20 protein-coding genes are annotated in these 22,453 nt (G+C 64.9%); 5 read left to right on the top strand and 15 right to left on the bottom strand.

Going from position 1 to position 22,453, the window contains the following annotated elements; translation table 11 throughout:
• Positions 1 to 206: 206 nt before the first annotated feature.
• From PHO31112_RS11325 to gtdA, 5 genes are all read right to left on the bottom strand, one after another.
• A complete protein-coding gene (locus tag PHO31112_RS11325; RefSeq protein ID WP_150620592.1) occupies positions 207 to 1,550 on the bottom strand; it encodes an MFS transporter in 1,344 nt (447 codons plus the stop codon).
• Between the two features lie 229 nt (positions 1,551 to 1,779).
• The gene (locus PHO31112_RS11320; RefSeq protein WP_150620591.1) at positions 1,780 to 2,997 is read right to left on the bottom strand and encodes a 3-hydroxybenzoate 6-monooxygenase; all 1,218 of its coding nucleotides are present in this window, start codon (positions 2,995 to 2,997) and stop codon (positions 1,780 to 1,782) included.
• 40 nt (positions 2,998 to 3,037) lie between these two features.
• Positions 3,038 to 3,679 (bottom strand): maleylacetoacetate isomerase, encoded by a 642-nt coding sequence (gene maiA, locus PHO31112_RS11315; RefSeq protein WP_150620590.1) that lies wholly within the window; start codon positions 3,677 to 3,679, stop codon positions 3,038 to 3,040.
• Positions 3,680 to 3,688: 9 nt separating this feature from the next.
• The gene (locus tag PHO31112_RS11310; protein ID WP_150620589.1) at positions 3,689 to 4,387 is read right to left on the bottom strand and encodes a fumarylacetoacetate hydrolase family protein; all 699 of its coding nucleotides are present in this window, start codon (positions 4,385 to 4,387) and stop codon (positions 3,689 to 3,691) included.
• 107 nt (positions 4,388 to 4,494) lie between these two features.
• On the bottom strand, positions 4,495 to 5,532 hold the full coding sequence (gene gtdA, locus PHO31112_RS11305; protein ID WP_150620588.1) for a gentisate 1,2-dioxygenase: 1,038 nt from the start codon (positions 5,530 to 5,532) through the stop codon (positions 4,495 to 4,497).
• A 193-nt stretch (positions 5,533 to 5,725) separates the two neighbouring features.
• Between gtdA and PHO31112_RS11300 the strand changes: the two genes are divergently transcribed.
• The 3 genes from PHO31112_RS11300 (at position 5,726) to PHO31112_RS11290 (ending at position 8,329) form a co-directional block, all read left to right on the top strand.
• A complete protein-coding gene (locus tag PHO31112_RS11300) occupies positions 5,726 to 6,676 on the top strand; it encodes a LysR family transcriptional regulator (RefSeq protein WP_150620587.1) in 951 nt (316 codons plus the stop codon).
• Between the two features lie 73 nt (positions 6,677 to 6,749).
• On the top strand, positions 6,750 to 7,331 hold the full coding sequence (gene ruvA, locus PHO31112_RS11295) for a Holliday junction branch migration protein RuvA (RefSeq protein ID WP_150583279.1): 582 nt from the start codon (positions 6,750 to 6,752) through the stop codon (positions 7,329 to 7,331).
• A gap of 89 nt (positions 7,332 to 7,420) precedes the next feature.
• The gene (locus PHO31112_RS11290) at positions 7,421 to 8,329 is read left to right on the top strand and encodes a LysR family transcriptional regulator (protein ID WP_150620586.1); all 909 of its coding nucleotides are present in this window, start codon (positions 7,421 to 7,423) and stop codon (positions 8,327 to 8,329) included.
• A gap of 27 nt (positions 8,330 to 8,356) precedes the next feature.
• On the opposite strand, the gene PHO31112_RS11285 is transcribed toward PHO31112_RS11290, so the two are convergent.
• A complete protein-coding gene (locus tag PHO31112_RS11285) occupies positions 8,357 to 9,382 on the bottom strand; it encodes a MerR family transcriptional regulator (RefSeq protein WP_150620585.1) in 1,026 nt (341 codons plus the stop codon).
• Between the two features lie 223 nt (positions 9,383 to 9,605).
• Positions 9,606 to 10,895: an MFS family transporter gene (locus tag PHO31112_RS11280; protein ID WP_150620584.1), complete on the bottom strand. Its 1,290-nt coding sequence runs from the start codon at positions 10,893 to 10,895 to the stop codon at positions 9,606 to 9,608.
• A gap of 520 nt (positions 10,896 to 11,415) precedes the next feature.
• Here PHO31112_RS11280 and PHO31112_RS11275 point away from each other — a divergent pair.
• Complete coding sequence (locus tag PHO31112_RS11275) at positions 11,416 to 12,363, top strand: 2-hydroxyacid dehydrogenase (protein WP_150620583.1); 948 nt, start codon at positions 11,416 to 11,418, stop codon at positions 12,361 to 12,363.
• 4 nt (positions 12,364 to 12,367) lie between these two features.
• Positions 12,368 to 13,099 (top strand): GntR family transcriptional regulator, encoded by a 732-nt coding sequence (locus tag PHO31112_RS11270; RefSeq protein ID WP_150620582.1) that lies wholly within the window; start codon positions 12,368 to 12,370, stop codon positions 13,097 to 13,099.
• Positions 13,100 to 13,126: 27 nt separating this feature from the next.
• Here the strand turns inward: PHO31112_RS11270 and PHO31112_RS11265 are convergent, their stop codons facing one another.
• The 8 genes from PHO31112_RS11265 to PHO31112_RS11230 all read right to left on the bottom strand — a co-directional run bounded on the left by PHO31112_RS11265 (position 13,127) and on the right by PHO31112_RS11230 (position 22,386).
• On the bottom strand, positions 13,127 to 14,791 hold the full coding sequence (locus PHO31112_RS11265; protein ID WP_150620581.1) for an ABC transporter ATP-binding protein: 1,665 nt from the start codon (positions 14,789 to 14,791) through the stop codon (positions 13,127 to 13,129).
• A gap of 48 nt (positions 14,792 to 14,839) precedes the next feature.
• Positions 14,840 to 15,628 carry an SDR family oxidoreductase gene (locus PHO31112_RS11260; protein ID WP_150620580.1) on the bottom strand — a complete coding sequence of 263 codons (789 nt, stop codon included), beginning with the start codon at positions 15,626 to 15,628 and terminating at the stop codon, positions 14,840 to 14,842.
• A complete protein-coding gene (locus PHO31112_RS11255) occupies positions 15,625 to 17,187 on the bottom strand; it encodes a class I adenylate-forming enzyme family protein (RefSeq protein ID WP_150620579.1) in 1,563 nt (520 codons plus the stop codon). The genes PHO31112_RS11260 and PHO31112_RS11255 overlap by 4 nt, the downstream gene beginning before the upstream one ends.
• Before the next feature lie 52 nt (positions 17,188 to 17,239).
• Entirely contained in the window at positions 17,240 to 18,160 is a 921-nt protein-coding gene (locus PHO31112_RS11250; RefSeq protein ID WP_150620578.1) for an ABC transporter permease, read from the bottom strand.
• 39 nt (positions 18,161 to 18,199) lie between these two features.
• Entirely contained in the window at positions 18,200 to 19,192 is a 993-nt protein-coding gene (locus PHO31112_RS11245) for an ABC transporter permease (RefSeq protein ID WP_150620577.1), read from the bottom strand.
• A 13-nt stretch (positions 19,193 to 19,205) separates the two neighbouring features.
• The gene (locus PHO31112_RS11240) at positions 19,206 to 20,855 is read right to left on the bottom strand and encodes an ABC transporter substrate-binding protein (protein ID WP_150620576.1); all 1,650 of its coding nucleotides are present in this window, start codon (positions 20,853 to 20,855) and stop codon (positions 19,206 to 19,208) included.
• Between the two features lie 86 nt (positions 20,856 to 20,941).
• Entirely contained in the window at positions 20,942 to 21,373 is a 432-nt protein-coding gene (locus PHO31112_RS11235; protein ID WP_150620575.1) for a PaaI family thioesterase, read from the bottom strand.
• Entirely contained in the window at positions 21,370 to 22,386 is a 1,017-nt protein-coding gene (locus PHO31112_RS11230) for a quinone oxidoreductase family protein (protein ID WP_150620574.1), read from the bottom strand. The genes PHO31112_RS11235 and PHO31112_RS11230 overlap by 4 nt, the downstream gene beginning before the upstream one ends.
• Positions 22,387 to 22,453: the final 67 nt, after the last annotated feature.

Raw genomic sequence — 22,453 nt, 5'->3', positions numbered from 1 at the left:
GGCGTCGGGATGACGCGGGTGCCCTTAAGGCACTTCGACTTCGCCGTCAGCCGACACTTTATTCCTATCCGCGACGCTTTGCGCGGTGCAACACGTGGCCGCGCGCCTTCGGCGGCAAACCCTCGCCCCAAAAGCGAACGGGCGCCATCGCGCAACGCGAATGGCGCCCGTTCGACCTGCCGCGGTCGTTACGAGTGGCGAAACACTCAGGCCGCGGCACGCACCGCCATCGCCGCCTGCCGATGACGCAAACGGCCGAGCGTGAGCATCGTCAGACCGGCGAGCACGGCGGGCACGCCGATAGTGGCGAACAGGGCGGGCATCGACCAGCCCATGGCAAGCATCGATGCACCGCCGACCGAGCCGACGACCGAACCGAGACGGCCGACACCGTTGGCCCAGCTCACGCCTGTCGCGCGGCAGTCCGTCGGGTAGAACTCGGCGGACAGCGCATTCGCACCGACCTGACCGCCCGACACGCAGAAGCCCGCCCAGAACACCGCCACGGAGGCGAGTACCGGTGAACTGGCAAGCGGCCCGACGGCCGCCACGCAAACGCCGGCCAGCACGTAGGCGGTGGCGAGCACGTAATGCGGATTGAAGCGGTCCATCAGCCAACCCAGCACGATGGCGCCCAGCGTGCCGCCTACCTGGAACATGGCCGTGACGATGGCGGCGCTGCGCAGCGTCAGACCGTTGGTGCGAAGCAGCGTCGGCAGCCAGCTCGAAAGCAGATAGATCACGAGCAGACTCATGAAGAACGTGATCCAGAAGAGCAGCGTGCCGCGCAGCAATTCCGGCTTGAAGAGATGCCCCACGGGCGACGTGGCCGACGCCTTCGTCGCGACATTGAACGTGGCGCCGCGCAGGTCTTCATGCGGCGCAATGCGTTGCAGCGACGCCGCCACACGTTCCGGCGATTTGCCCGCCATCACGAGGTAGCGCACCGATTCCGGCAACGCACGAATCAGGATCACGCCGAGCACGAGCGGCATCACCCCGCCCACGACCAGCACGGAGCGCCAGCCGAAGGCTTCGATCAATCCGGCCGACGCGAGACCGCCCAGCGCCGAGCCGAGCGTGAAGCCGCAGAACATAGTCGTCACGAGGAAAGAGCGGCGCGAGTCGGGGCAGTATTCCGACGTCAGCGTGATGGCGTTGGGCATCGCGCCGCCCAGACCGAGGCCGGTCAAAAAGCGCAGGGCGATCAGTTGCCACAGCTCCATCGACCACGCCGACGCCAGACTGGCCACGCCGAAGAACAGCACGGAGAAGATCAGGATCGTCTTGCGGCCGAACTTGTCGGCGAGCGGCCCGAACAGGAAGGCGCCGGCCATCAGGCCCGCCAGTCCCGCACCGAAGAGCGGCGCGAGATGTGCCGGCGTCAGCGACCATTCGGCCCGGATCGCAGGCGCGATGAAGCCGATGGCGGCCGTGTCGAAGCCGTCGATCGCGACGATCAGAAAGCACAGGACGACGATCGTCACCTGAAACGGCGAGATGCGATGCCGGTCGATGAACGCCGTTACGTTGATGGGGGTGGCTGGCATAGGTTGTCTCCTCTAAGGTGCCAGAAGCGGCGTTGCGGGCAGGTCCCGCGTCGCCAGAGCGCATTGCGGTGATTGTTGTTATGCGTGCTGTCAAAATCCGTCGTTCGTCATAGGCGACGCGACGGTGTGCAGCGCGGCGGCGTACGGCCGTTGCGCTGCGGGATTGCCTCACTCATGACCGTGGACAGTGGACAGCGGATATTGCGATGCCGCGCGGTGCCGTCCGGGCTTATTCGCCGGCAAGCCAAGGGGTTTGCGACAGGCAGTTCTCTGCGCGCCAGCCGTGCAACCACTGCAGGGCGTCGTAGAACTGTGGTTGCGTGCGGCCTTTCCACAGCGAGTTGCGCACCCAGCGATCCACGCCCTTCGCGTGATACACGCGCCCCATGTCGCGCGCGCCGTACAGCACACGGGCAGTGCGGGGAATACGCGCGTATTCGTAGCGGCGGAAGGCATCGGCGAAATCGCCATTCGCGGCGGCGTACGCGGCACCGAGCGTGACCGCATCTTCCAGCGCCTGACAGGCCCCTTGCGCGATGTATTGCGTCATCGGATGCGCCGCGTCGCCAAGGATCGTGGCGCGACCGAAGCTCCACTGCGCGACCGGGTCGCGGTCGGCGGTGGCCCAGCGTCGCCACGACGTGGGACGGTCGAGCATCTGGTGCGGCAGCGCATCGATGCCTTCGAAGTACGACAGCACTTCCTCTTTGCTGCCGTCGCGCACGCCCCAGACTTCCTGCTCGCGGCTGTGGAACGTCACCACGAGGTTGTACTGCTTGCCGCCGCGCAATGGGTAATGCACGAGGTGGCAGTTCGGTCCCGCCCAGACGACCGGTGCGTTGACCTGCAAGTCCGCCGGCATGTTCTCGACGTCGACCACCGCGCGATACACCACGTGCCCGGTCACACGCGGTTCGTCGCCGATCAGGGCGGCACGCACGGCAGACTTCACGCCGTCGCAGCCGATCACTGCGTCGGCCGTGTGGCGCTCGCCATGCTGGTCGACGACGGTCACACCTTTGTCGTCCTGCGCCAGCGACACGACGCGCGTTGCGGTTCGGAACCGGATCAGCGGATTGCGCTGTACCGCTTCGAGAATCGAGAGATGAATATCGGCGCGGTGGATCACGGCATACGGATTGCCGAAGCGCTCGCGATACGGCGCACCGACGTCGACTTGCGCGATGATGCTGCGGTCGATGGCGTCGCGCAGCGTGATGTGGTCGGTAAAGACCGAGCGGCCGCGCGCCGCTTCGCCGACGCCGAGGGCATCGAGCGCCGCAAAAGCGTTGGCCGCGAGTTGAATGCCCGCACCGATCTCGCCGATGGTCTCGGCCTGCTCCAGCAGTTCGATGCGCACACCCCGGTTGGCGAGCGCGAGCGCTGCGGCAAGGCCGCCGATGCCGCCGCCAACGACGAGGGCTTTGGGTTGAGAGGTTTGACTCATGGTTGTCTCCTGCGGCCCTTCCAGCCGTTCCGGATATCAATTACGCCGTGTAATCCGGCTGTCGGTTGGGGGCGGCTGCGAGGAATGCCGGATGCGTTTTCGCCAGTGCGAGCACCGCCATCGCGCGCGGATATGCCGACATGTCGCACCCCATGCGTTGGGCATTGGTGATCTGCGGAACCAGACAGATGTCGGCAAGCGTCGGCGCGTCGCCGAAGCACCAGCTGCCGTGACCGTGTTTGGCGAGCAGCCGCTCCACACCGGCCATGCCTTCGTCGATCCAGTGGCGGTACCACGCATCTTTCTGTTCTGGGGTAAGGCCCAACGTACCTTGCAGATACTTCAGGACGCGCAGATTGTTCACCGGGTGGATATCGCAACTGATGAGCATCGACAGTTCGAGCACGCGGGCGCGGGCTTCCAGGTCCTGCGGCACCAGACGCGGTTCGGGATACTTCGCGTCGAGATAGTCGATGATGGCGATGGACTGGCCCAGCGCAACGCCGCCATCCACGATGGCAGGCACGGCGGCCGACGGATTGACGTCGTCGACATACGCGTCGGTGCGATGCTCGCCGGCGCGGATGTTCACGGGAATCGTGTCGAACGTCAGCCCCTTGAGGGCGAGCGCGATGCGCACGCGATACGACGTCGAGCTATTGAAAAAGCTATAGAGCTGCATGACGATGCCTCAGACCACGCGCACCGTGATCTCGCCGAGCCCTTCGACGGCCGTGACCATCGTCTCGCCCGCCTTGACCGGACCCACGCCCTCGGGGGTGCCGGTGTAGATGAGATCGCCTGGCTCAAGACGGAAGAACTGCGACAGATACGAGACCGTCTCGGCCACTGACCAGATCAGATGCGCGATGTCGCTCTTCTGCTTCTGCACGCCGTCGACCGTGAGCGAGATGCCGGCCTTCTCGATCTGACCGACGCTCGACACCGGATGGATCGGGCCGATGGGGGCCGAGGCGTCGAACGCCTTGCCGATTTCCCACGGACGTCCCATTTCACGCATCTTCATTTGCAGATCGCGACGCGTCATGTCGAGACCCACGGCGTAGCCCCATACGTGTTCGAGCGCCTGATCGAGCGGAATGTCCGACCCGGCCTTGCCGATGACGGCGACCAGCTCGGCTTCGTAGTGATAGTTCGACGTCTGGGACGGGTACTTCAGCTCGAGCGTTTCGCCGTAGGCCACTGGCAGCACGGCATCGGCCGGTTTGCAGAAGAAGAACGGCGGTTCGCGGTCGGGATCGAAGCCCATTTCACGGGCGTGGGCAGCGTAGTTGCGGCCAACGCAGTACACACGTCGCACGGCGAACTGATTGTTGCTGCCGACGACCGGAATGGCGACGGTGGCGGGCGGGGCGAAGACGAAGGACATGGTGTTTGACTCGACGAATTAAGGTAAAGACGGTGGCAACGTGCGCGGGTCAGGCAGACGCCCGAGGCACGTAGCCGGTGTAGGGGGGGGCGGCGTTCGTGCCCGGCTCAGGTGCGCGATTCGCGCAGCAGGTTCAGGGCGGCGAGTACCGGGCGATCCGAGTAGCTGAACAGCACGGCGTCTTCGAGCGCGGCGAGTTGCACCGGTGCCCATGACGGCACGACGAAATGATCGCGCGGTTCGAACTGGAACACCTCGTCGCCAATGCGCACCGTGCCGCGACCTTCGACCACCGAGAAGACCGTCGCATCGGTGCTGCGATAGGTCTTGCCCTGGAAGCCGGCGGGCAGGTATTGCATGAACGTCGCCATCGTCGGCATCGGCCAGCCGCCGGTCGCCGGGTTGACGTAGCGCAGCTTGATGCCGTCCCACGGGTCGAGTTCGCCGTTGCGATACAGCGTGTCGAGCGCTTCGCGCGAGCGGGCGTACGGGTAGCTGAAGATCGGCGAGGTCGGATCGCTCACCTTGTGGTGCACCGGCAGCATGTTGAACCCGTAGCGCGCAAAGCTGTCGCCCTCGGGGCGCTGCACCGGCTGCTGCGCTTCGGGGTAGTTCTCGGCAAAGCCGGCATCAAAGTACTGCACGAGCGGGATGTCGAGGCCGTCGAGCCATACGACCGGCTCGCCGTCCGCCGGGTTGCCGTGGTCGTGCCACGTCCATGACGGGGTGATGATGAAGTCGCCCGGATGCATGGTGGTGCGCTCGCCGTTCACCGCTGTCCACGCGCCGCGGCCTTCCACGATGAAGCGCAGGGCCGACTGGGTGTGACGATGGCTCGGCGCGATCTCGCCCGGCAGAATCAGTTGTAGTCCGGCATAGAGCGAGCCGGTGATGCTCGACGAGCCCGGCGTGCCCGGGTTCTGCAGAATCAGCACGCGGCGCACGGCCTCTTCGGCGCTGATGACACTTCCCGCTTCCATTACCAGCGGACGCACCTCGTTGTATTTCCAGATGGCGGGTACCACGCGCGGGCGCGGCTGTGGCGGCACGAGGCTGTGCAGCGATTCCCACAGTGGGGCCATGTGATTGCGGCCGATGTGCTCGTAATAGGCAGCGCGCTTGGCGCTGGGGGCGCGTTCGGACATGCGTGTCTCCGTGTCGGTAGGGAGCCCGGTCAGCTTGTCGGACAAGCTCAGCCAGCGAGGGCTTGCGGGTCTATGGATAGCGTTATACTCGGCGAGACATATTCTTTGAAATGAATAAATCATCGGATCCATACGAAAAAACGTATGGCTCGGACGATCTTGAGGGTACCTGAGGGGTGCCCGGAGACTGCGCATGGACTGGACCCATCGCCTGCGTCTGCGCAATCTGCAGATGCTGCTGACCCTCGCGGAGACCGGCAACATGAGCCAGTCCGCGGCGTTACTCAATACGACGCAGCCCGGTTTGTCGAAGTGGCTCAAGGATCTGGAGGACGATATTGGCCTGCCGCTGTTCGAGCGTCAGGCGCGCGGTTTGCGTCCAACGGCCTACGGGGAAGCCCTGATCGAACATGCCCGGCGGATCGAAGCGCAGCTCGACACGGCGCGCGACGATCTCGACGCCATGCGCGAGGGTGGCAGCGGACTGGTGGCGATCGGCACGTCGGGGGCGTCGTCGGCGGATACGGTGCCGCTGGCGGTGTTGCTGCTCCTGCAACGCATGCCGCGCGTGCAGGCGCGGGTGATCGAAAACACGATGGACCGGCTGATGAATCAGCTCGCGCATAGCGAGATCGACATTGTCGTCGGGCGCTCTGCTCCGGAGTTGCAGGACCGCAATGTCCGCGCCGAGGCGCTGTATCTCGAGCCGCTGCATTTCGTCGCGCGGGCACGCCATCCGGTCTTTTCGCTCGATCGTGTGGACTGGCCCGACATGCAGCGTTATCGCTGGGTGGTCTGGCCGCGCGGCACGCCGATTCGCAACGCGCTGGAGACGGCGCTTGCGGAGGCCGGGTATCCGCTGCCGAACGACACCGTCGAATCGAACTCCACGATTCTCAACCTCACGTTGCTCAACAACAGCGACATGATCGGTCTGGCGTCGCATCGTACGGCGAGCCGCTTGCAGGCGCTCGGCGCGTTGCGCATCGTGCCGTTGCGACTTGCCGGGTTCGGCGCGATCTCGATGTACTGGCGCGACGACGGCGCGAATCGTGCGGCGGTGGCGGCCGCGCTCGAATGCCTGCGCAGCGCGGCGACGCGCTCGACCGGCGATGCGATTGCGGGCATCGTCGGCGAAGGGTGAATTTTCCGGCACCGGTGCGGGGCTGCCGTTTGCTACACTTGCCGCCTGTCGAAGTCACTCTCTCGGGGCATCAATGATCGGCCGCATCTCAGGCACCTTGCTGGAAAAAAATCCGCCGCACATTCTGGTCGACTGCCAGGGGGTGGGGTATGAAATCTCGGTGCCGATGAGCACGTTCTTCAACCTGCCGAACCTGGGGGAGCGCGTGACGCTGCTCACGCAATTCATCGTGCGCGAAGACGCGCAACTGCTCTTCGGCTTTGGCTCGCCGGACGAGCGCAACACTTTCCGCGAACTGCTCAAGATTTCCGGCGTCGGCGCACGTACGGCGCTTGCCATTCTCTCGGGCATGAGCGTCGCGGACATCGCGCAGGCGGTCACGTTGCAGGAGTCGGGGCGTCTGACCAAGATTCCCGGCATCGGCAAGAAGACGGCCGAACGGCTGCTTCTCGAACTCAAGGGCAAGCTGGGCGCGCAACTGGGCACGGTGCCCGGCACGGCCACGCCGCACGATCACAAGAGCGACGTCGTCAATGCGTTGCTCGCGTTGGGTTACTCCGACAAGGAAGCCCTTGCCGCCGTCAAGTCCGTGCCCGACGGCACAAGCGTGTCTGACGGTATCAAGCACGCACTTAAGTCGCTCTCGAAGGCCTGAGCGCAACAGGAACCGGCCTGTCCGGTCGGGACGTGAAGACGACGCGAAGGGGGCGGGAAGTGGGCGCGAACAGGCAGTGAGGAAACGGCATGCAACTGCGATGGCTTGAAGACTTCGTCGAACTCGCACGCACGCGCAGTTTTACGCGCGCGGCGGAGAACCGTTTCGTCACGCACCCGGCGTTCGGCCGACGCATCCGTGCGTTGGAAGCGTGGGTGGGCACGCGCTTGGTCGGGCGCAGCAAGCCGCTGGAACTCACCGCCGCCGGCACGGTGTTTCTCGACGCCGCCACCAATGCGCTCGACATTCTTCACAGCGCTCGCACGCAATTGCAGGACGCCGCACCCACGCTCGAAAACAATCTGAAGATCGCGACCGGCCGCACGCTGGCGGCCACGTTCTTTCCCGACTGGTATGACGAGACGGTTTCGCGCATCGGCTTCTTCACGGCCACGCTTTCCACGAGCGGTGCGGAAGAGGCCATCCTGCGACTGGCTGCCGGCGAGGCCGATCTGCTCATCGTGTATTCGAGCGCGCACACGCGGTTGCTTATCGATCAGGAGCGCTACGACTGGCTGAGCGTCGCGCGCGAGGTACTGGTGCCGGTGAGTGCGCTCGACGCCAAAGGCCGCGCGAAGTATCGGCTGGCGGCCGGGCCGTCGCCGATTCCCTGGCTGGCGTTCACCCGCACGTTGACGTTGCGCGCGGTGCTCGCCCGTCATCTGGCCGAGATGCAGAACCGGCCCACGCTCAAGCCCGTCTATCAGGCCGACTCTTACGAAGCCATTCTGGCGATGGCGCGACGCGGCGCCGGTATCGCGTGGCTGCCGCAACGGCTCGTGGCAGACGATGTCGCGCGCGGCACGCTTGCCATCGTGGGCGGCAAGGACTGGCAGATCGGCTTCGATATCGCGCTCTACCGGCGCCGGCATCAGCCGCATCCGGTGCTCGATGCCATCTGGCAGCGTGCGCGTCAGGCGTCGGGCGACGACGCCTGAGTCCGCCCAACGGCGCTTGGCGCCCCCTTAGCCGCGCATCATCACGGCAATGCCCTGCTTCACATATTCGATCAGACGCGCGTCGACGAGCGTGCCGGCCATCAACTCCGGCTCACGCATATGCGCCTCACGAATCTTCGCGTGCGTGGCGGGATCGTCTCCGGCATAGGAACGGAAGTAGGTCAGCCATTGGCGCACAAGTGTCTGTACCTCGGGCGTATCGGGGGGCGTGCCGGTTTCGAGGTGCTCGCGTAGTGCGCCGATGAGCACCGGCCATTCATCCGTGTACGTCAGGTAGTTCGCTTCCATGAAGCGGAATTCGTCGTCGTTGAGATACTTCCGGTAAATCGTCAGCTTGGTCTGCGCGAAGGCTTCCTTGACGTACCGCATCAGGTCCTTCGTGATGCCCGTCTGCGACTGCACTGACGGTTCGCTCTCGTGCATCGCGTTGAGCTTGGCGAGCAGACGCGCGTCGCCGGCCGTGTCGCGCACGATCAACATCATCCACCGGCGCGAGACCGCTTGGGCGGCCTCGCCCGTCGACGGCTCGCCGCGTGTCATCAGCCCTTTGACTTCCGCCACGATGGCCGGCCAGTCGGATTCGTGCGCCTGCTTGTTCTGGTACAGCGGGAAGCGGGCGAGTTCGTCTTGCGAGAAATATTTGTCGTACATGTTCATCAACTCCAGCGTTGTCAGCCATTCGGCCAATTCCGGGGCCTCGCCTGAAGACAACTGCGTTTGCAGCCGCACGAGGCGCTCGCGCAGACGGCTCGCGTCTTCGATCTGCCGTGTGAGCATGTCGATCTGCCGAGCGATCAGCGTGTCGAGCGAGACGTTCCGGTTGGCCAGCCATTGACCGATGTCGGAGAGCGACATGCCGAAGCGGCGCAATGCCTGAATCTGGTGCAGACGGGCGATGTCGCTGCGCTCGTAGAGTCGATAACCGGCATCGGAGCGCGCCGAAGGCGTGAGCAGCCCAAGCGTGTCGTAGTGGTGAAGCGTGCGCACCGTCAGGCCGCTGCGTTTGGCTAATTCACCGACTTTGAGCCGCATGGAAACTCCCGTGATCTTCTGGCGTGTGACAAGGCTGATGCCTCACGTAACGTGAGGGTCAAGCGATTCTAAGCGACGAAGCCGCTTGCGCTGGTGAGACGGTAAGGGAAGGAGGTAGAGCTGGGCCGTCGCGCGGGCGGTGGGGCGTGCCCGTGCGAGGTGAAGCGAAGATGACGAAGATGGTAGAGGCGAGGCGCTGCGGCGCTCGCCCCGACCATCGGGATCAATGCTCGTGATGCAGGTACTTCGCCTGACGCGGCAGTCGCAGGCTCACGAGGAACGCCACGATCATCATGCCGGTCACGTACCAGTAGAACGTCGGCTCCATGCAGGCCTTCTTGAGGCCGAGCGCCACATATTCGGCCGAACCGCCGAAGATGGCGTTGGCCACCGCGTAGGCCAGCCCAACCCCCAGCGCACGCACTTCGATCGGGAACATCTCCGCCTTCACGATGCCGCTGATCGACGTATAGAAGCTCACGATGGCGAGCGCCAGACAGATCAGGAGAAACGCTGCGGTCGGGCTCTGCACCGTCTTGAGCGTCGTGAGGATAGGCACCGTGGCAATCGCGCCGAGTGCGCCGAAGAGCAGCATGTTGTTGCGTCGGCCAATCTTGTCGGACAGGATGCCGAAGATCGGCTGCATGCACATGTAGACGAACAGGCAACCCGTCATGATGTAGCTGGCCGTCTTGATCGGCATGCCGGCCGTGTTCACCAGATACTTCTGCATGTAGGTGGTGAAAGTGTAGAAAATCAGCGAACCGCCAGCGGTGTAGCCCAGCACCGTGAAGAACGCAGCCTTGTGATGGCGGAACAGCCCGGCAATCGAGCCGGCGTCGCGATTGTTGCGGCTCGCGCTCGTCGATGTCTCATGCAGCGTACGACGCAGCATCAGGGCCACCACTGCCGTGATCGCACCGACCACGAACGGAATGCGCCAGCCCCAGGCCTTGAGTTCGGCCTCATCGAGCAGTTGCTGGAGAACCACGACCACGAGCACGGCGAGGAGCTGACCGCCGATGAGCGTCACGTACTGGAACGACGAGAAGAAGCCGCGACGGCCCTTGAGCGCGACTTCACTCATGTACGTTGCCGTGGTGCCGTACTCGCCGCCGACCGACAGGCCCTGCAGCAGACGCGCGAGCAGCAGCAGCGCCGGAGCCCAGTTGCCGATGCTGGCGTACGTCGGAAGTGCCGCGATCAGCAGCGAGCCGAAGCACATCATCATCACCGAGATGACCATCGAGTTCTTACGGCCGTTGCGGTCGGCGATCCGGCCGAAAATCCAGCCGCCGATAGGTCGCATCAGGAAGCCGGCCGCGAATACCCCCGCCGTATTGAGCAACTGCGCGGTGGGATCGGAACTCGGGAAGAATGCTGGCGCGAAATAGATCGCACAGAACGCATAGATGTAAAAGTCGAACCACTCGACCAGATTGCCCGACGACGCCGCGACAATCGCGAACACGCGTTTGCGGACTTCTTCCGGGGAGGGCGGCTGGGTGGCCATGGTGGCTTCGGCTGTAGCTGTGTCTCTCATTTGTACTGGCGATGGGGTATCGCATTGATAACTGCGTTTGCAACATGACGCGGCGTCGCGTTTGCCTCATATGCATTTCACACATGAATGACTAAGCCACTATCGCGTCGTGGGGGCGGCGCCACTATAGCGGGTGTCGGCGGGGGCAGACAATGCCCGCATACCGGATTGATTATTGTAAATATTGAAACAAACGCGTCGATTGTTGCGTCGCACCATGGTGATGGTGCCCGCCGGGCGGTGGATTGCGCGACTGTCCGGGGCGTTTCAATCGCCGGGCCAAGACCTCGAAAACCGCAAAAATATTTTTGGATATACGACAGCGCGTGCGGGCCGGTCGGCTTATGCGCGAACGTCGTGTGCATTTCTGTGGTGCATTCATAAGCATTTCGATAAGAAATGCTTAGGCGCGAACCGGGTGGCCGGTACGATGAGGGGCCGCACTATCTCAAAGCCTCGCGCCTTTCGTGAGGCGCCCCCTTCCCAGGTCATGCAAGGCGATACGTTATTGATCAAGTCGGGCGGCGCTGCCGCACTGACCGAATGGCAGCACCATTTCGCGCGGCTGATGCCTGGCCTGCGCGTGTATGGATGGGACGATCCGTTCGTCGACGCGCGCTGCGTGAAGTATGCGCTGGTCTATCAGCCCGAGCATGGCCGTCTTGCGCACTACCCGCGTCTGCGCCTGATTCTGAGCGCTGCCGCCGGCGTCGACCATATTCTTGCGGACCCGGCTTTACCGGCGGACGTCCCCATCGTCCGGATGGTGACGCAGGAGACGCGCGAGCGCATGAGCGACTTCGTGACGTTCGCGGCGCTGGCCGCCGTGCGCGACATGCCGGCCATCGTTGCCGCGCAGCGAGACGGTCGATGGGCCAACGAGCTGACCGGACGCCTCGCTCGCGATACGCGCGTGAGCGTGCTCGGTCTGGGAGAGCTCGGGCGTGCCGTCGCCACCCGTCTGCACGCCAATGGTTTTCGGGTAAGCGGCTGGGCGCGTACGCCGAAGGCGCTCGCCGATGTGCGGGTGTTCGCCGGGCAGGCGCAACTCGACGCCTTGCTCGCCGAGACCGATATTCTCGTCAATCTGCTGCCCGACACGCTCGCGACGCGAGGCATTCTCGGGCGCAAGCTGTTCGCACGTCTGCCGGCTGGCGCAAGCCTGATTCAGGTGGGGCGCGGGGCTCATCTCGACCGGCAGGCGCTGGTCGACGCGCTCGACAGCGGCCGTTTGCGCTCGGCCGTCGTCGACGTGTTCGACATCGAACCGCTGCCGCCCGACGACGCGCTGCGGCGCCATCCGAAAATTCTCGTCACCCCTCACGTCGCGTCGAGCGCGTCGTATGCGGCGCGGGCACGTCAGGTGGCCGACGTGTTGGGGGCGCATCTGCGCGGCGCGCCGCTGCCATTCGTCTACGACGCCCTGCGAGGGTACTAATACCATGCGCTCTGCCTCACGCGACACCGATGACGCCGCAGCGATAGCACGCGGCGACGACGCTTACGAACGCATTCGGCATGACGTGTTGACCTGCGTAATCATGCCGGGCGCTATCGTGAGCGAGGCCGAGTTGATGCGTCGTTACGACATAGCGCGCACGAGTTGCCGCGTGGCGCTCGTGAGGCTGGTCCATGAGGGGTTTGCGCGCGCGATTCCGCGACAGGGCTATCGCATCTCGCCGATCACGCTGGCCGACGTCGAAGAAATCTTCACCTTGCGCGCACAGCTCGAACCGATGGCGGCAAGACTCGCCTGCGGCAACGTGGACACCGAATTGCTCCAGCGTCTGGACGACGCGTGCGAGGCGCCTCACGTTCATGAACCCATCGGTCATCAGATCGAGTGGTTTCTGCACACCAACCGGAAGTTTCATCTGACGATTGCCGCCGCGAGCGGAAATGCGCGGCTCTATCGCATGCTGGCCGCACTGATGGACGACATGGCGCGCCTTGTCTCGCTCGGCTTCGGCGTGCAGGGCATCCGCCCGCGTATCGAGCACGATCACAGGGCCATCATCTCGGCCTTCGTGACGGGCGACGCCGCCCGCGCGGAAGCGCTCGCGCGGCAGCATATCGAGACCTTTCTTCAGCAGACCAAGGAACAGGTCTTCGCCAGTCTCTCGACATCGGGCACCTGGCTACCGTACTTTTCGATTGCCGATCTGCGCCGATAGACAGGGCGCACGTTCGCCCTGTTCGTTTTATGCGACGGAGCGCACACCCGCCTGTGCGCTTTGTTCCCGGCGGCGGCCCGGAATGGCGTCGAGCAGGGTGCGCGTATAGGGATGCGACGGCGCGCGGAAAATCGCCGCAGTGTCGCCGTATTCGACCACGCTGCCCGACTTCATGACGGCGAGCGAGTCGCACAACTGCGCTGCGATGCGCAAATCGTGCGTGATGAAGATCATCGACAATCCCAGCTCTGCCTTCAGACGGGCGAGCAGCCGCAGCACCTGCGCCTGAACCGAGACGTCGAGCGCAGAGACCGGCTCATCCGCCACCAGCACTCTCGGACGCATCGCCAGCGCACGTGCCAGCCCGATGCGCTGCCGTTGGCCGCCCGAGAATTCATGGGGGAAGCGATCGAGCGCGTCGGCGCTCAAGCCCACGAGTTCGAACAGTTCGAGCGCATGCTCGTGCGCCACGCGCGCCGGCTCGCCACGCGCAATCGGTCCCTGCGTGACGATGTCTCCGACCCGGCGACGCGGATTGAGCGAACTGAACGGGTCCTGAAACACCATCTGGATATCGAGCGCCGTACGACGCGCGCCAGCGTCGAGCGAAGTCGAGGCCAGATCGGTGTCGCGATAGAGGATGCGACCTGCGTCGGGCGTCATCAACCGGAGAATCGAGCGTGCCAGCGTCGATTTTCCCGAACCGCTTTCGCCGACGATCCCCAATGTCTTGCCATTGCCCACTTCGAGACTGACATCGCGCAATGCCGCTGCCTCTGCCTGCTTCCTCTTGCCGAGCCAGCTATGCTTTGCGTAAGTCTTATGCACCTGCTCGATGCGCAATACGGGTGGCGCGCCGTCGTCGCGCTTCGTCGCGGCGGCGCTCACCGGCCCCGAGGCGGATGGCAACGCGGGCACCGCCGCGATCAAGGCGCGTGTGTAGACATGGGAGGGGTGCGTGAGGACGGCATCTGCGGCGCCTTGCTCGACGATCTCGCCATGCCGCATGACCGCGACGCGATCGGCGATTTCCGCCACCACACCGAAGTCGTGCGTAATGAACAGTACGCCAGTGTCCTTGCGTTGCTGAAGCTCGCGGATGAGCGTGAGAATCTGCGCCTGCGTGGTGACATCGAGCGCTGTGGTCGGCTCGTCTGCGATCAGGAGTTCGGGTTCCAGCGCGAGGGCCATCGCGATCATGGCGCGCTGACGCTGACCGCCGGAGAGTTCGTGCGGATAGCGCTTCGCGGCTTCCGAGGGCGATGCAATGTGCACGGCGTCGAGCCACTCCAGCGTGCGGGCGCGAATGGCGCTGCCCGGCAGGCGGGTGTGCGTGCGATACACTTCGGCGATCTGGTCGCCGATGGTGCGCAGTGGATTGAGCGCGGTCATCGGCTCCTGAAAGATCATGCCGATGCGCGCGCCGCGCCAGCAGCGGCGCTCGGCTTCGGTCAGTGTCAGAAGATTGCCTTCGCCCTCCCATGCAATCCGCCCCGCGCTGACTTGCACACCTGAAGGCAGCAAGCCGAGCAAGGCGCTGGCGGTCATTGATTTCCCCGAACCGCTTTCCCCGACCATACATAGAATCTCCCCGCGCGCGAGCGAGAACGAGACGTCGCGCAGTGCCTGCGGGCGATCTGCATTGGGCGGCAGGTCGAGGGTGAGATGTTCGACGTCGAGCAGAGTCGTCATGGTGGGCTGTCCGTAAGATTCACAACGGGGAGCGAAGCCGCGCGGCGCTCAGAGGCGCTGACCGCCGCTCGCGTCGAGGGATTGACCGGTGATCCAGCGGCCTGCGTCGCTGGCGAGAAATGCCACGATGTCGGCGATGTCGCGCGGCTCGCCAACGCGTCCCAACGCGACGGTCTGCGCAATGGCCTCGCGCGCGACGGGGTCGCTCGCGCGCTTGTTCAGATCGGTGGCCGTGGCGCCCGGCAGCACTGCATTGACCGTGATGCCTCGTGCGCCGAGATCGGCGGCGAGCAGCAGCGTGAGGGCTTCAAGGCCCGCTTTCGCAGGCGCGTAGACGCTCATCTCCGGGTAAGCCGCGCGAGTCCCCATCGAGGAAATGTTGACGATGCGCCCGCCATCGCGCAGATGACGCAGCGCATGCTGAATCAGAAAGAAGGGCGACTTGAGGTTGACTTGCAGCACGCGGTCGAAAACTTCAGGCGTCACACCATCGATGCGCGAGCGCAATCCCACACCGGCGTTGTTCACGAGGATGTCGAACTGCGGCGGCAGGTCGTGGGCGGCCAGCGCGTCGGCAAAACGCTCCACCAGCGCGAGCGCACCGTCGGCAGACGCCAGGTCCGCTTGTACGGCAAACGCACGGGCACCGCTCGCACGCAGTTGTGCGACGAGCGTCTCGGCGTCGCCGGCCGCCGCGTTGTAATGCACGCCGACGGTCGCACCGCGAGCGGCGAGTGCGGTGGCGATGGCGCGTCCGATGCCGCGGCTCGCGCCGGTCACAAGCGCGACCTTGCCGTCGAGACGGATCGGGTCGGTGGTATCGGGCAGAAGACTCATGGCACGAGGGCTCCGGAAAGTGCGAGGTTATTGGCGCGGTCGTCACTCCATCCACGGGAGGCTTCGAGCGTGCGGGCCTGTTGCAGCAGGGCGTGACGGTCGACCTTGTTGGTGCCCGCCCACGGCAGTTCGGCGACGAAGGCCACGCGGCGCGGGTGCTGATACGCGGGGCCGTTGGCGAGCGCGTGTTGCTTGAGGGCTTCCACGCTCAGCGTGCTGCCCGGCTGGCGCACCACGAAGGCGACGGGCACGGCGGCGCGCTCCTCGTCGGGTAGCGGTACGACACTGGCCTGCCGCACGTCCGGGTGCGCTTCGAGCAACTTCTCGACTTCCACCGGATAGATGTTCTCACCCGCGCAGACAAACATGTCGTCGGCGCGCCCGACGAAGTAGAAGAAGCCATTGGTGTCGCGTCGCATCACGTCGCCGCTGTAGTACCAGCCGTCGTGGAGTACCTGCGCCGATTTCTCCGGCAGACGGTGATAACCGCGCATGACCGCCGGGTTGCGCATGCACAGCACGCCCTGAGTCGCATCGGGGCCGTCGACGAGCTTCACGGCGTCGGGCGAGAGCGGGTAGCCGAGCGCGAGCGGTGGCAGCGCAATGCCGTCGGGGTGCGGGCCGAAGATGCTTGGCCCGGCTTCCGTCGTGCCGTAGCCATGGTGGATATGCGTGTGCGGGAACGCGGCCTGAATCCGGGCGAGCAGCGCGGTGCTCATCGGCGCGGAGCCGAGCATTACGCGTTTGAGGGTGGACACGTCGCGTCCGGCGAGCGTCTGGGGATCTTTGACGAGGCGTGCGAACATCGTCGGCACCGCGGTCAGCACCGTGATCCGATAGCGTTCCAGCGCGTCGACATAGGACGCCACATCGAACGACGGCAGGACGACGAGCGTGCCGTTCGCCGCAAACGCGCGCTTCGCCATGAAAAGGCCATTCATGTGAAACAGCGGTTGTGCGAGCAGATAGCGCTCATCCACCGCGTTTTCGGGGCGAACGTAAGTGGCGCCCAGTGCCCAGAGTTGCCCCGCATGGGTGAGCGGCACGCCCTTAGGCTTGCCGGTCGAGCCGGACGTGTAGAGCATTTGGGCGACGTCGTCGTGTGCGGGATGCACCGAGTCGAAGCCGGCCGGCCGAATCTGCGCAGCGAAGCCCTCGGGGCCGTCGTCGTCGAAGTCGATGACCGGCACACGCGAGGCAAGCGTGTCGTGACGCGCACCGTCGACAAAGGCGAGCGAGACACCGGCATCGTCGATCACGTAGTCGAGAATCTCGCGCGATTGTTTGATATTGATCGGCACGGCCACGTACCCGGCCCGCATGATGCCGAAATAGGCAATCAGATATTCGGCGCGGTTAAGCGATGCGATAGCCACATGCGCGCCGTCGGGCAAGCCGCGCGCGCGTAGCGCAGTGGCGACGCCGCCTGCCATCCGATCGATCTCGGCGTGCGTGTAGTGGCGCGGTTGACGATCGTCCCGAAGGTCGATGATGGCCGTCGAGTCGAGGTTGAGGGTTCGGTCGGCGAGATCGCCGAGGTTATGCCAGCGGTGAGTCATAGGAATCGGAAGCGTAAAAATGGGGACGTGGGGGCCGACGCGGAACGCGCACTCAGCGCTTTCGCAGCGCGGGGTTCAGGGCGTCGTTCAGGCCGTCACCCACGAGATTGAGCGCGAGAACGGCGAGCATGATGGCGAGGCCCGGCTCGGCGCACAGGTACCAGGACGAGCGGATCAGCGTGCGGCCTTCGCCGATCTGCCGGCCCCAGCTCGCCACGTTCGGATCGCCCAGTCCGAGAAACGACACCACCGATTCGTAGAGCATCGCGCCTGCGACCACGAGCGTGCCCATCACCAGTACCGGCGGCAGCGCATTCGGCAACACCTCTCGCAGCGCGATGCGCCACGGCGAGAGCCCGACGGTGCGGCATGCCTGCACGAACTCGCGCGACTTGAACGACAAGCATTCGGCGCGCGTGAGGCGGGCGATGGCGGGCCACGACACCAGCGCCACGGCGATGATCGTGTTCTCGATGTGCGGGCCGAGAATGGCGACCACTGTCAATACGAAGACAACATTCGGCACGATCTGGAACAACTCGGTCAGACGCATGAGCCCTTCGTCGATCCAGCCGCCCCACCAGGCGGCGATGGCGCCGATGGACACACCGATGACGGTGGCGGCCACGCTCGCGACAAGGCCGATGGCGAGCGTGGCGCGCGCGCCGTGCACGAGCATGGCGGCGATGTCGCGGCCGAGCGCGTCGGTGCCGAGCGGGTACTGCCATTGCTCGAAAGGCCAGATTTCGGGCGCAGCGACGATGCGCAGCGGGTCGCCCGGGTACCACCATCCGGCGCACAGCGCGACGACGACAACGACGGCGAGCAACAACGCCCCCGCGAGCGCGCCGCCGTGGCGGGCGAATTGTTGCCAGAAGCCAGCCCTTCGCCGTGACGGGCGATGCAGGGCGAGCGTGGCGGACGATGCGCCCGTAGTGCGTGTGTCGAGAGCGGGTTCGGCGGAAGACGTCATGGGACAGACCGGTTCGTTACGGTAAAGCACTGCGGAAATTCACGAGGCGTGCGTGCGAATACGAGGATCGAGCCGTGTGTAGACGAGATCCACCGCGATGTTCGCGACGATGACCAGCGCCGAGCTGAGCACGAGCAGTCCCAGCACCACGGGATAGTTGCGGCTCATCACGCTGTCGAAGAGCACCCCGCCGATGCCGGGCCAACTGAACACGGCTTCCACGACGATGCTGCCCCCCAGCACGGTGCCCAGTTGCAGCCCCAGCAGGGTGACGACCGGCAGCATCGCGTTGCGCACCATATGCCGGGTAATCACGGCGCGGCGCGTGAGACCTTTCGCCTGCGCGGTACGCACGTGATCCTGACGAGCGACTTCCAGCATCGACGCGCGCATGACGCGTGCATACGTGGCGGCGTAGAACAGACCGAGGGTCAGCGCGGGCAGTGCGAGGTGATGCAGCACGTCGAGCGAGGCGTGCCACGCGCCGGCGACCCCCGTGCCGTAGTCCATGCCGATGGTCGTCATGCCGCCTACGGGAAACCAACCCAGCTTTACCGAGAACAGGATGATGAGCATGATCCCCAGCCAGAAGCTGGGGGCCGCGAAACACACGACGGCAGCGGCCGACACGAGCGTATCGCGCCATGTGTTCACGTTGACGGCGGCGACGACACCGGCCGCCACACCGACGATCACGGCGACGGCGAGGCTCGCCAGCATCAACACCAGCGTGGCGGGAAGATGCGTCATGATGACGTCGAACACCGGCAGATTGTGGCGATACGAGTAGCCGAGATCGAGATGCGCCACCGCATCGATGTAGTGGAGCAGTTGCTGCCACAGCGGCTTGTCCATGCCATAGGTCACGCGCAGACGTTCGATCAGCGCGGGGTCCGTGACCTGCTGTTCGGCGGTCATCACGTCGAGCAACGTGCCCGGCACCGACTGGATCAGGCAGAAGTTCATGACGATCACGCCGAGCAGCAGCGGAATCGCCTGCGCGACACGGCGCAACAGCAAGCGCGTCACCATGGCAGCGGTCTCCTCACGAGGCGAGCCAGACGTCGGCCAGCGCGTCGCCCTGCACGTTGGCGCTGGTCGTCGCGCGCCGCACGTTGGTGCGCGAGAGCGTGAACGATTCCATCTCGACGAGCGGCACGAGTGGCACATCGGTCGCGGCCAGACGCGCAAAGTCGTGCGCGAGCTTCTGCCGCTTCGTGTTGTCGGTCTCGACGGTAAGACGGTCGACGAGCGCATCCATCGCCGGATTCGAATACCCGGTGGCATTTCGGAAAGCGGCGCCCTTGACGATGCCGTCCGTTGTATAGAACTGCGTGACTACCGGCACCAGCTCAAGCGGTGCGGTGAAGTTCGACACGGCGATGTCGTAGTCGTAATCGCTGTAGATGCGCTTGAGCGACGTAGCGCGGTCGAGCGAGTCGAGCTTCACGGTAATGCCGATGTCCTGTAGTGCCTGCTTCAGATACTGGCCGAGCTTGGCGTTCTCTTCGAACCACGCGGCGGCGACCAGATTGATCGAGAAGCGCGAGCCGTTCTTGCGCGGCAGACCGGCGGCGTCGAGCAACGCGTTGGCCTTCGCGGGGTCGAATGGGTACTTCGGCACGTCGTCGGTGAAGAACAGCGGGTTGCTGCGGAAAATGGGCGAGACGGCCGGCTTGCCGCGACCGAAGTAGATCGTGTCGATGATGAACTTGCGGTCGATGGCGTGCAGAATCGCCTGACGCACTTCGCGCCGCTTGACGTGTTCGCGTCGCTGATTGAACTCGACCGTCACTGTCCATGCCGCATTCTCGTAGCCCTTCGTTTCCACCGCGATCTTGCCCGTTTTCACGAGCCGGTCGATGTCGCGCGCAGGCACCGGATTGGAAAACGCGACGCCCAGTTCACCAGTCTCGAGCGCAGCCGAGCGCGATGCCGGATCGCTCCACCAGCGAATGATGAGCTTGTCCGGGTACGGTTGCGCGGCGTTCCAGTATTGTTCGTTGCGTGCGTACGCGACGTGGCTGCCCCGCACCCACTGGCCATACTTCCAGGGGCCCGTGCCGATAGGCGCGTTGTTCACGGGGTTCGTAATGATGTCTTTGCCTGCATACAGATGCTTCGGCACCAACACCTGATACTGACCGGCGAGAATCGACTTGAAGAAGAACTCCGGCACCGGTGTGGAGAATTCCAGCTTGACGGTGTGCGCGTCCGTCGTGCTCACGCGCTTGAGCGCTTTGAGTGCGACGCCTGCGGCAATCGGCTTCCAGTGCTCCTGCACGTTGTAGACGACGTCGTCGGCCGTGAAGGGCTTGCCGTCGTGCCACTGCACGTTCTTGCGCAGCGTGACCGTATACGTTTTGAAGTCGCTCGACGCCCGCACGTCGGTGGCAAGCACCGGCTGGAACGCGAGTTTCTCGTCGATCTTCAGCAGCCGTTCGAGAATCTTCGTCGATGTCATGAAAGGGCTGGAACCGCCGCCGCCCGGCACGAAGAGCGCCTGCGGTTCCAGTCCGCCCCAACTCGCCACGAGCGTGCCGCCGCGACGCGGCGCGGCATCCGCTGCTATCGCCTGCGCAGGCGAGGCGAGCCAACCCGCGGTGCCCGCAAAGGTGGCTGAGGTGGCAGCCAGCGCGCCGCTGGCGCTGCGATACAGAAACTGACGTCGGGAAAGGCCCCGGGGATTACGCATGATGAACTCCGGAAGACGCGGCGCCCGTGCGTTCCCGCCGGCGCCTTCAATACTCAAAGCGGTGATCGTTGCCGTGCGCGCGTGTCTCAGGCGGGCGGCAACGTGGCGTAGCTCGCGCGGCCGATGGCGACCAGCGCGTCCTGTGCATTGAACAGGTCGACGTCGGCCACGCCGATGCTCTTGCCGAGACGGCGCACTCGGGCCACGGCGCGCAGATCGGTGTCGATGGCGGGGCGCAGGTAGTCGACGCGGAAATTGACCGTCGGCAGACCGCGCCCGACGAGCATGCCCACGGCGAAGTCGCCGACCGTGTCGATAATGGCGGCGAGCGGTCCGCCGTGCCATTGACGCGTGCCGGCGCCGCGCTCGAACGCGTTTTGAAACGGAATGTGGACATCGATGGTCTGGGCATCGTGATCGAGCGATGTCACGCGCATGCCGAGCCAGGCGATGAAGGTCGAGTTGTCGAAGGCTTGCTGTACCTGTTCGACGGACAGGGTGGTCGTCGCCGTGCTCATGCGCCCACCAGTACCTTGCCGACGATCTGGCGGTTTTCCAGCGAGGCGAGAGCTTGCGCACCTTCTTCCAGCGGCCACTTCTTGTCGACTAGCACGCGTAGCTTGCCGCTGGCGACCAGTTCGAGCAGTTCGTGGAGGTCTTCGCGTTCCCAGCCGTTCGAGCCGCGAATCTGCAACTCGAATGTCCAGATGAAGCGCAGGTCTTCCTTCGGATCGAAGCCCGCCGTGGCGCCGCAGGTCAGCACGCGGCCGCCCTGACGCAGCGTGCGCAGCGAGCGTGTCCAGGTGTCGCCGCCGGTGAAGTTCACAACGACGTCGACGCCGCCATTGACTGCTGCCCCGCGTCGGCGTGCCGCTTTGCCATAGCGCGCACGCACCACCTCGACGAAGTCTTCCTCGGTATAGTGAATGATGTCGTCGGCGCCCAGTTCGCGCAGGCGTTCGCCCTTCTCGCGCGACCCGGCACAGGCGATGACTTCAGCGCCCGCGAGCTTCGCAAGTTGCACCGCGCACACGCCCACGCCGCCACTCGCGCCGAGAATCAGCACGCGCTCGCCGGCTTTGACCTGACCGATGCGATGCATCATGCGCAGCGCCGTGCCGTAGGCGACCGGCAGCGCGGCGGCGTCGTCGAACGACACGCCGTCGGGCAAACGAACGAGTTGATGCTCGGGCACGCGGCACAGTTCGGCCAGACCGCCGTGGGTCGTCTCGCCAACGAGGCCACCCGTCACACGATTGATCGGATCGACCAGCACCCGATCGCCGACCGACCAGCCCTGCACGCCGGGACCGATGCTCGCGATTTCGCCCGCGACGTCCAGCCCGATGATGACCGGGAACGGCAGCTTGATGCCGGGCATGCCGCGGCGGGTAAACACGTCGTGATAGTTCAGCGAGGACGCGCGCACGCGCAGCACCACTTCGCCTTCGCCCGCAACGGGGTCGGGAAAGTCGGTTTCCAGTTTTAGACGGTCGTTGTCGCCGTGTTCACGCAATACGATGGCTTTCATGTTGAGTCGAGAGTCGAATTCAGAGTGAGCGACGCCCTCGGGCAGTCGCCGATCCAAGTTAAAAAGC

The organism is Pandoraea horticolens, from assembly GCF_902459555.1.
Classification (GTDB): Bacteria; Pseudomonadota; Gammaproteobacteria; order Burkholderiales; family Burkholderiaceae; genus Pandoraea; species Pandoraea horticolens.
This window is presented reverse-complemented; position numbering and strand designations above follow the sequence as displayed.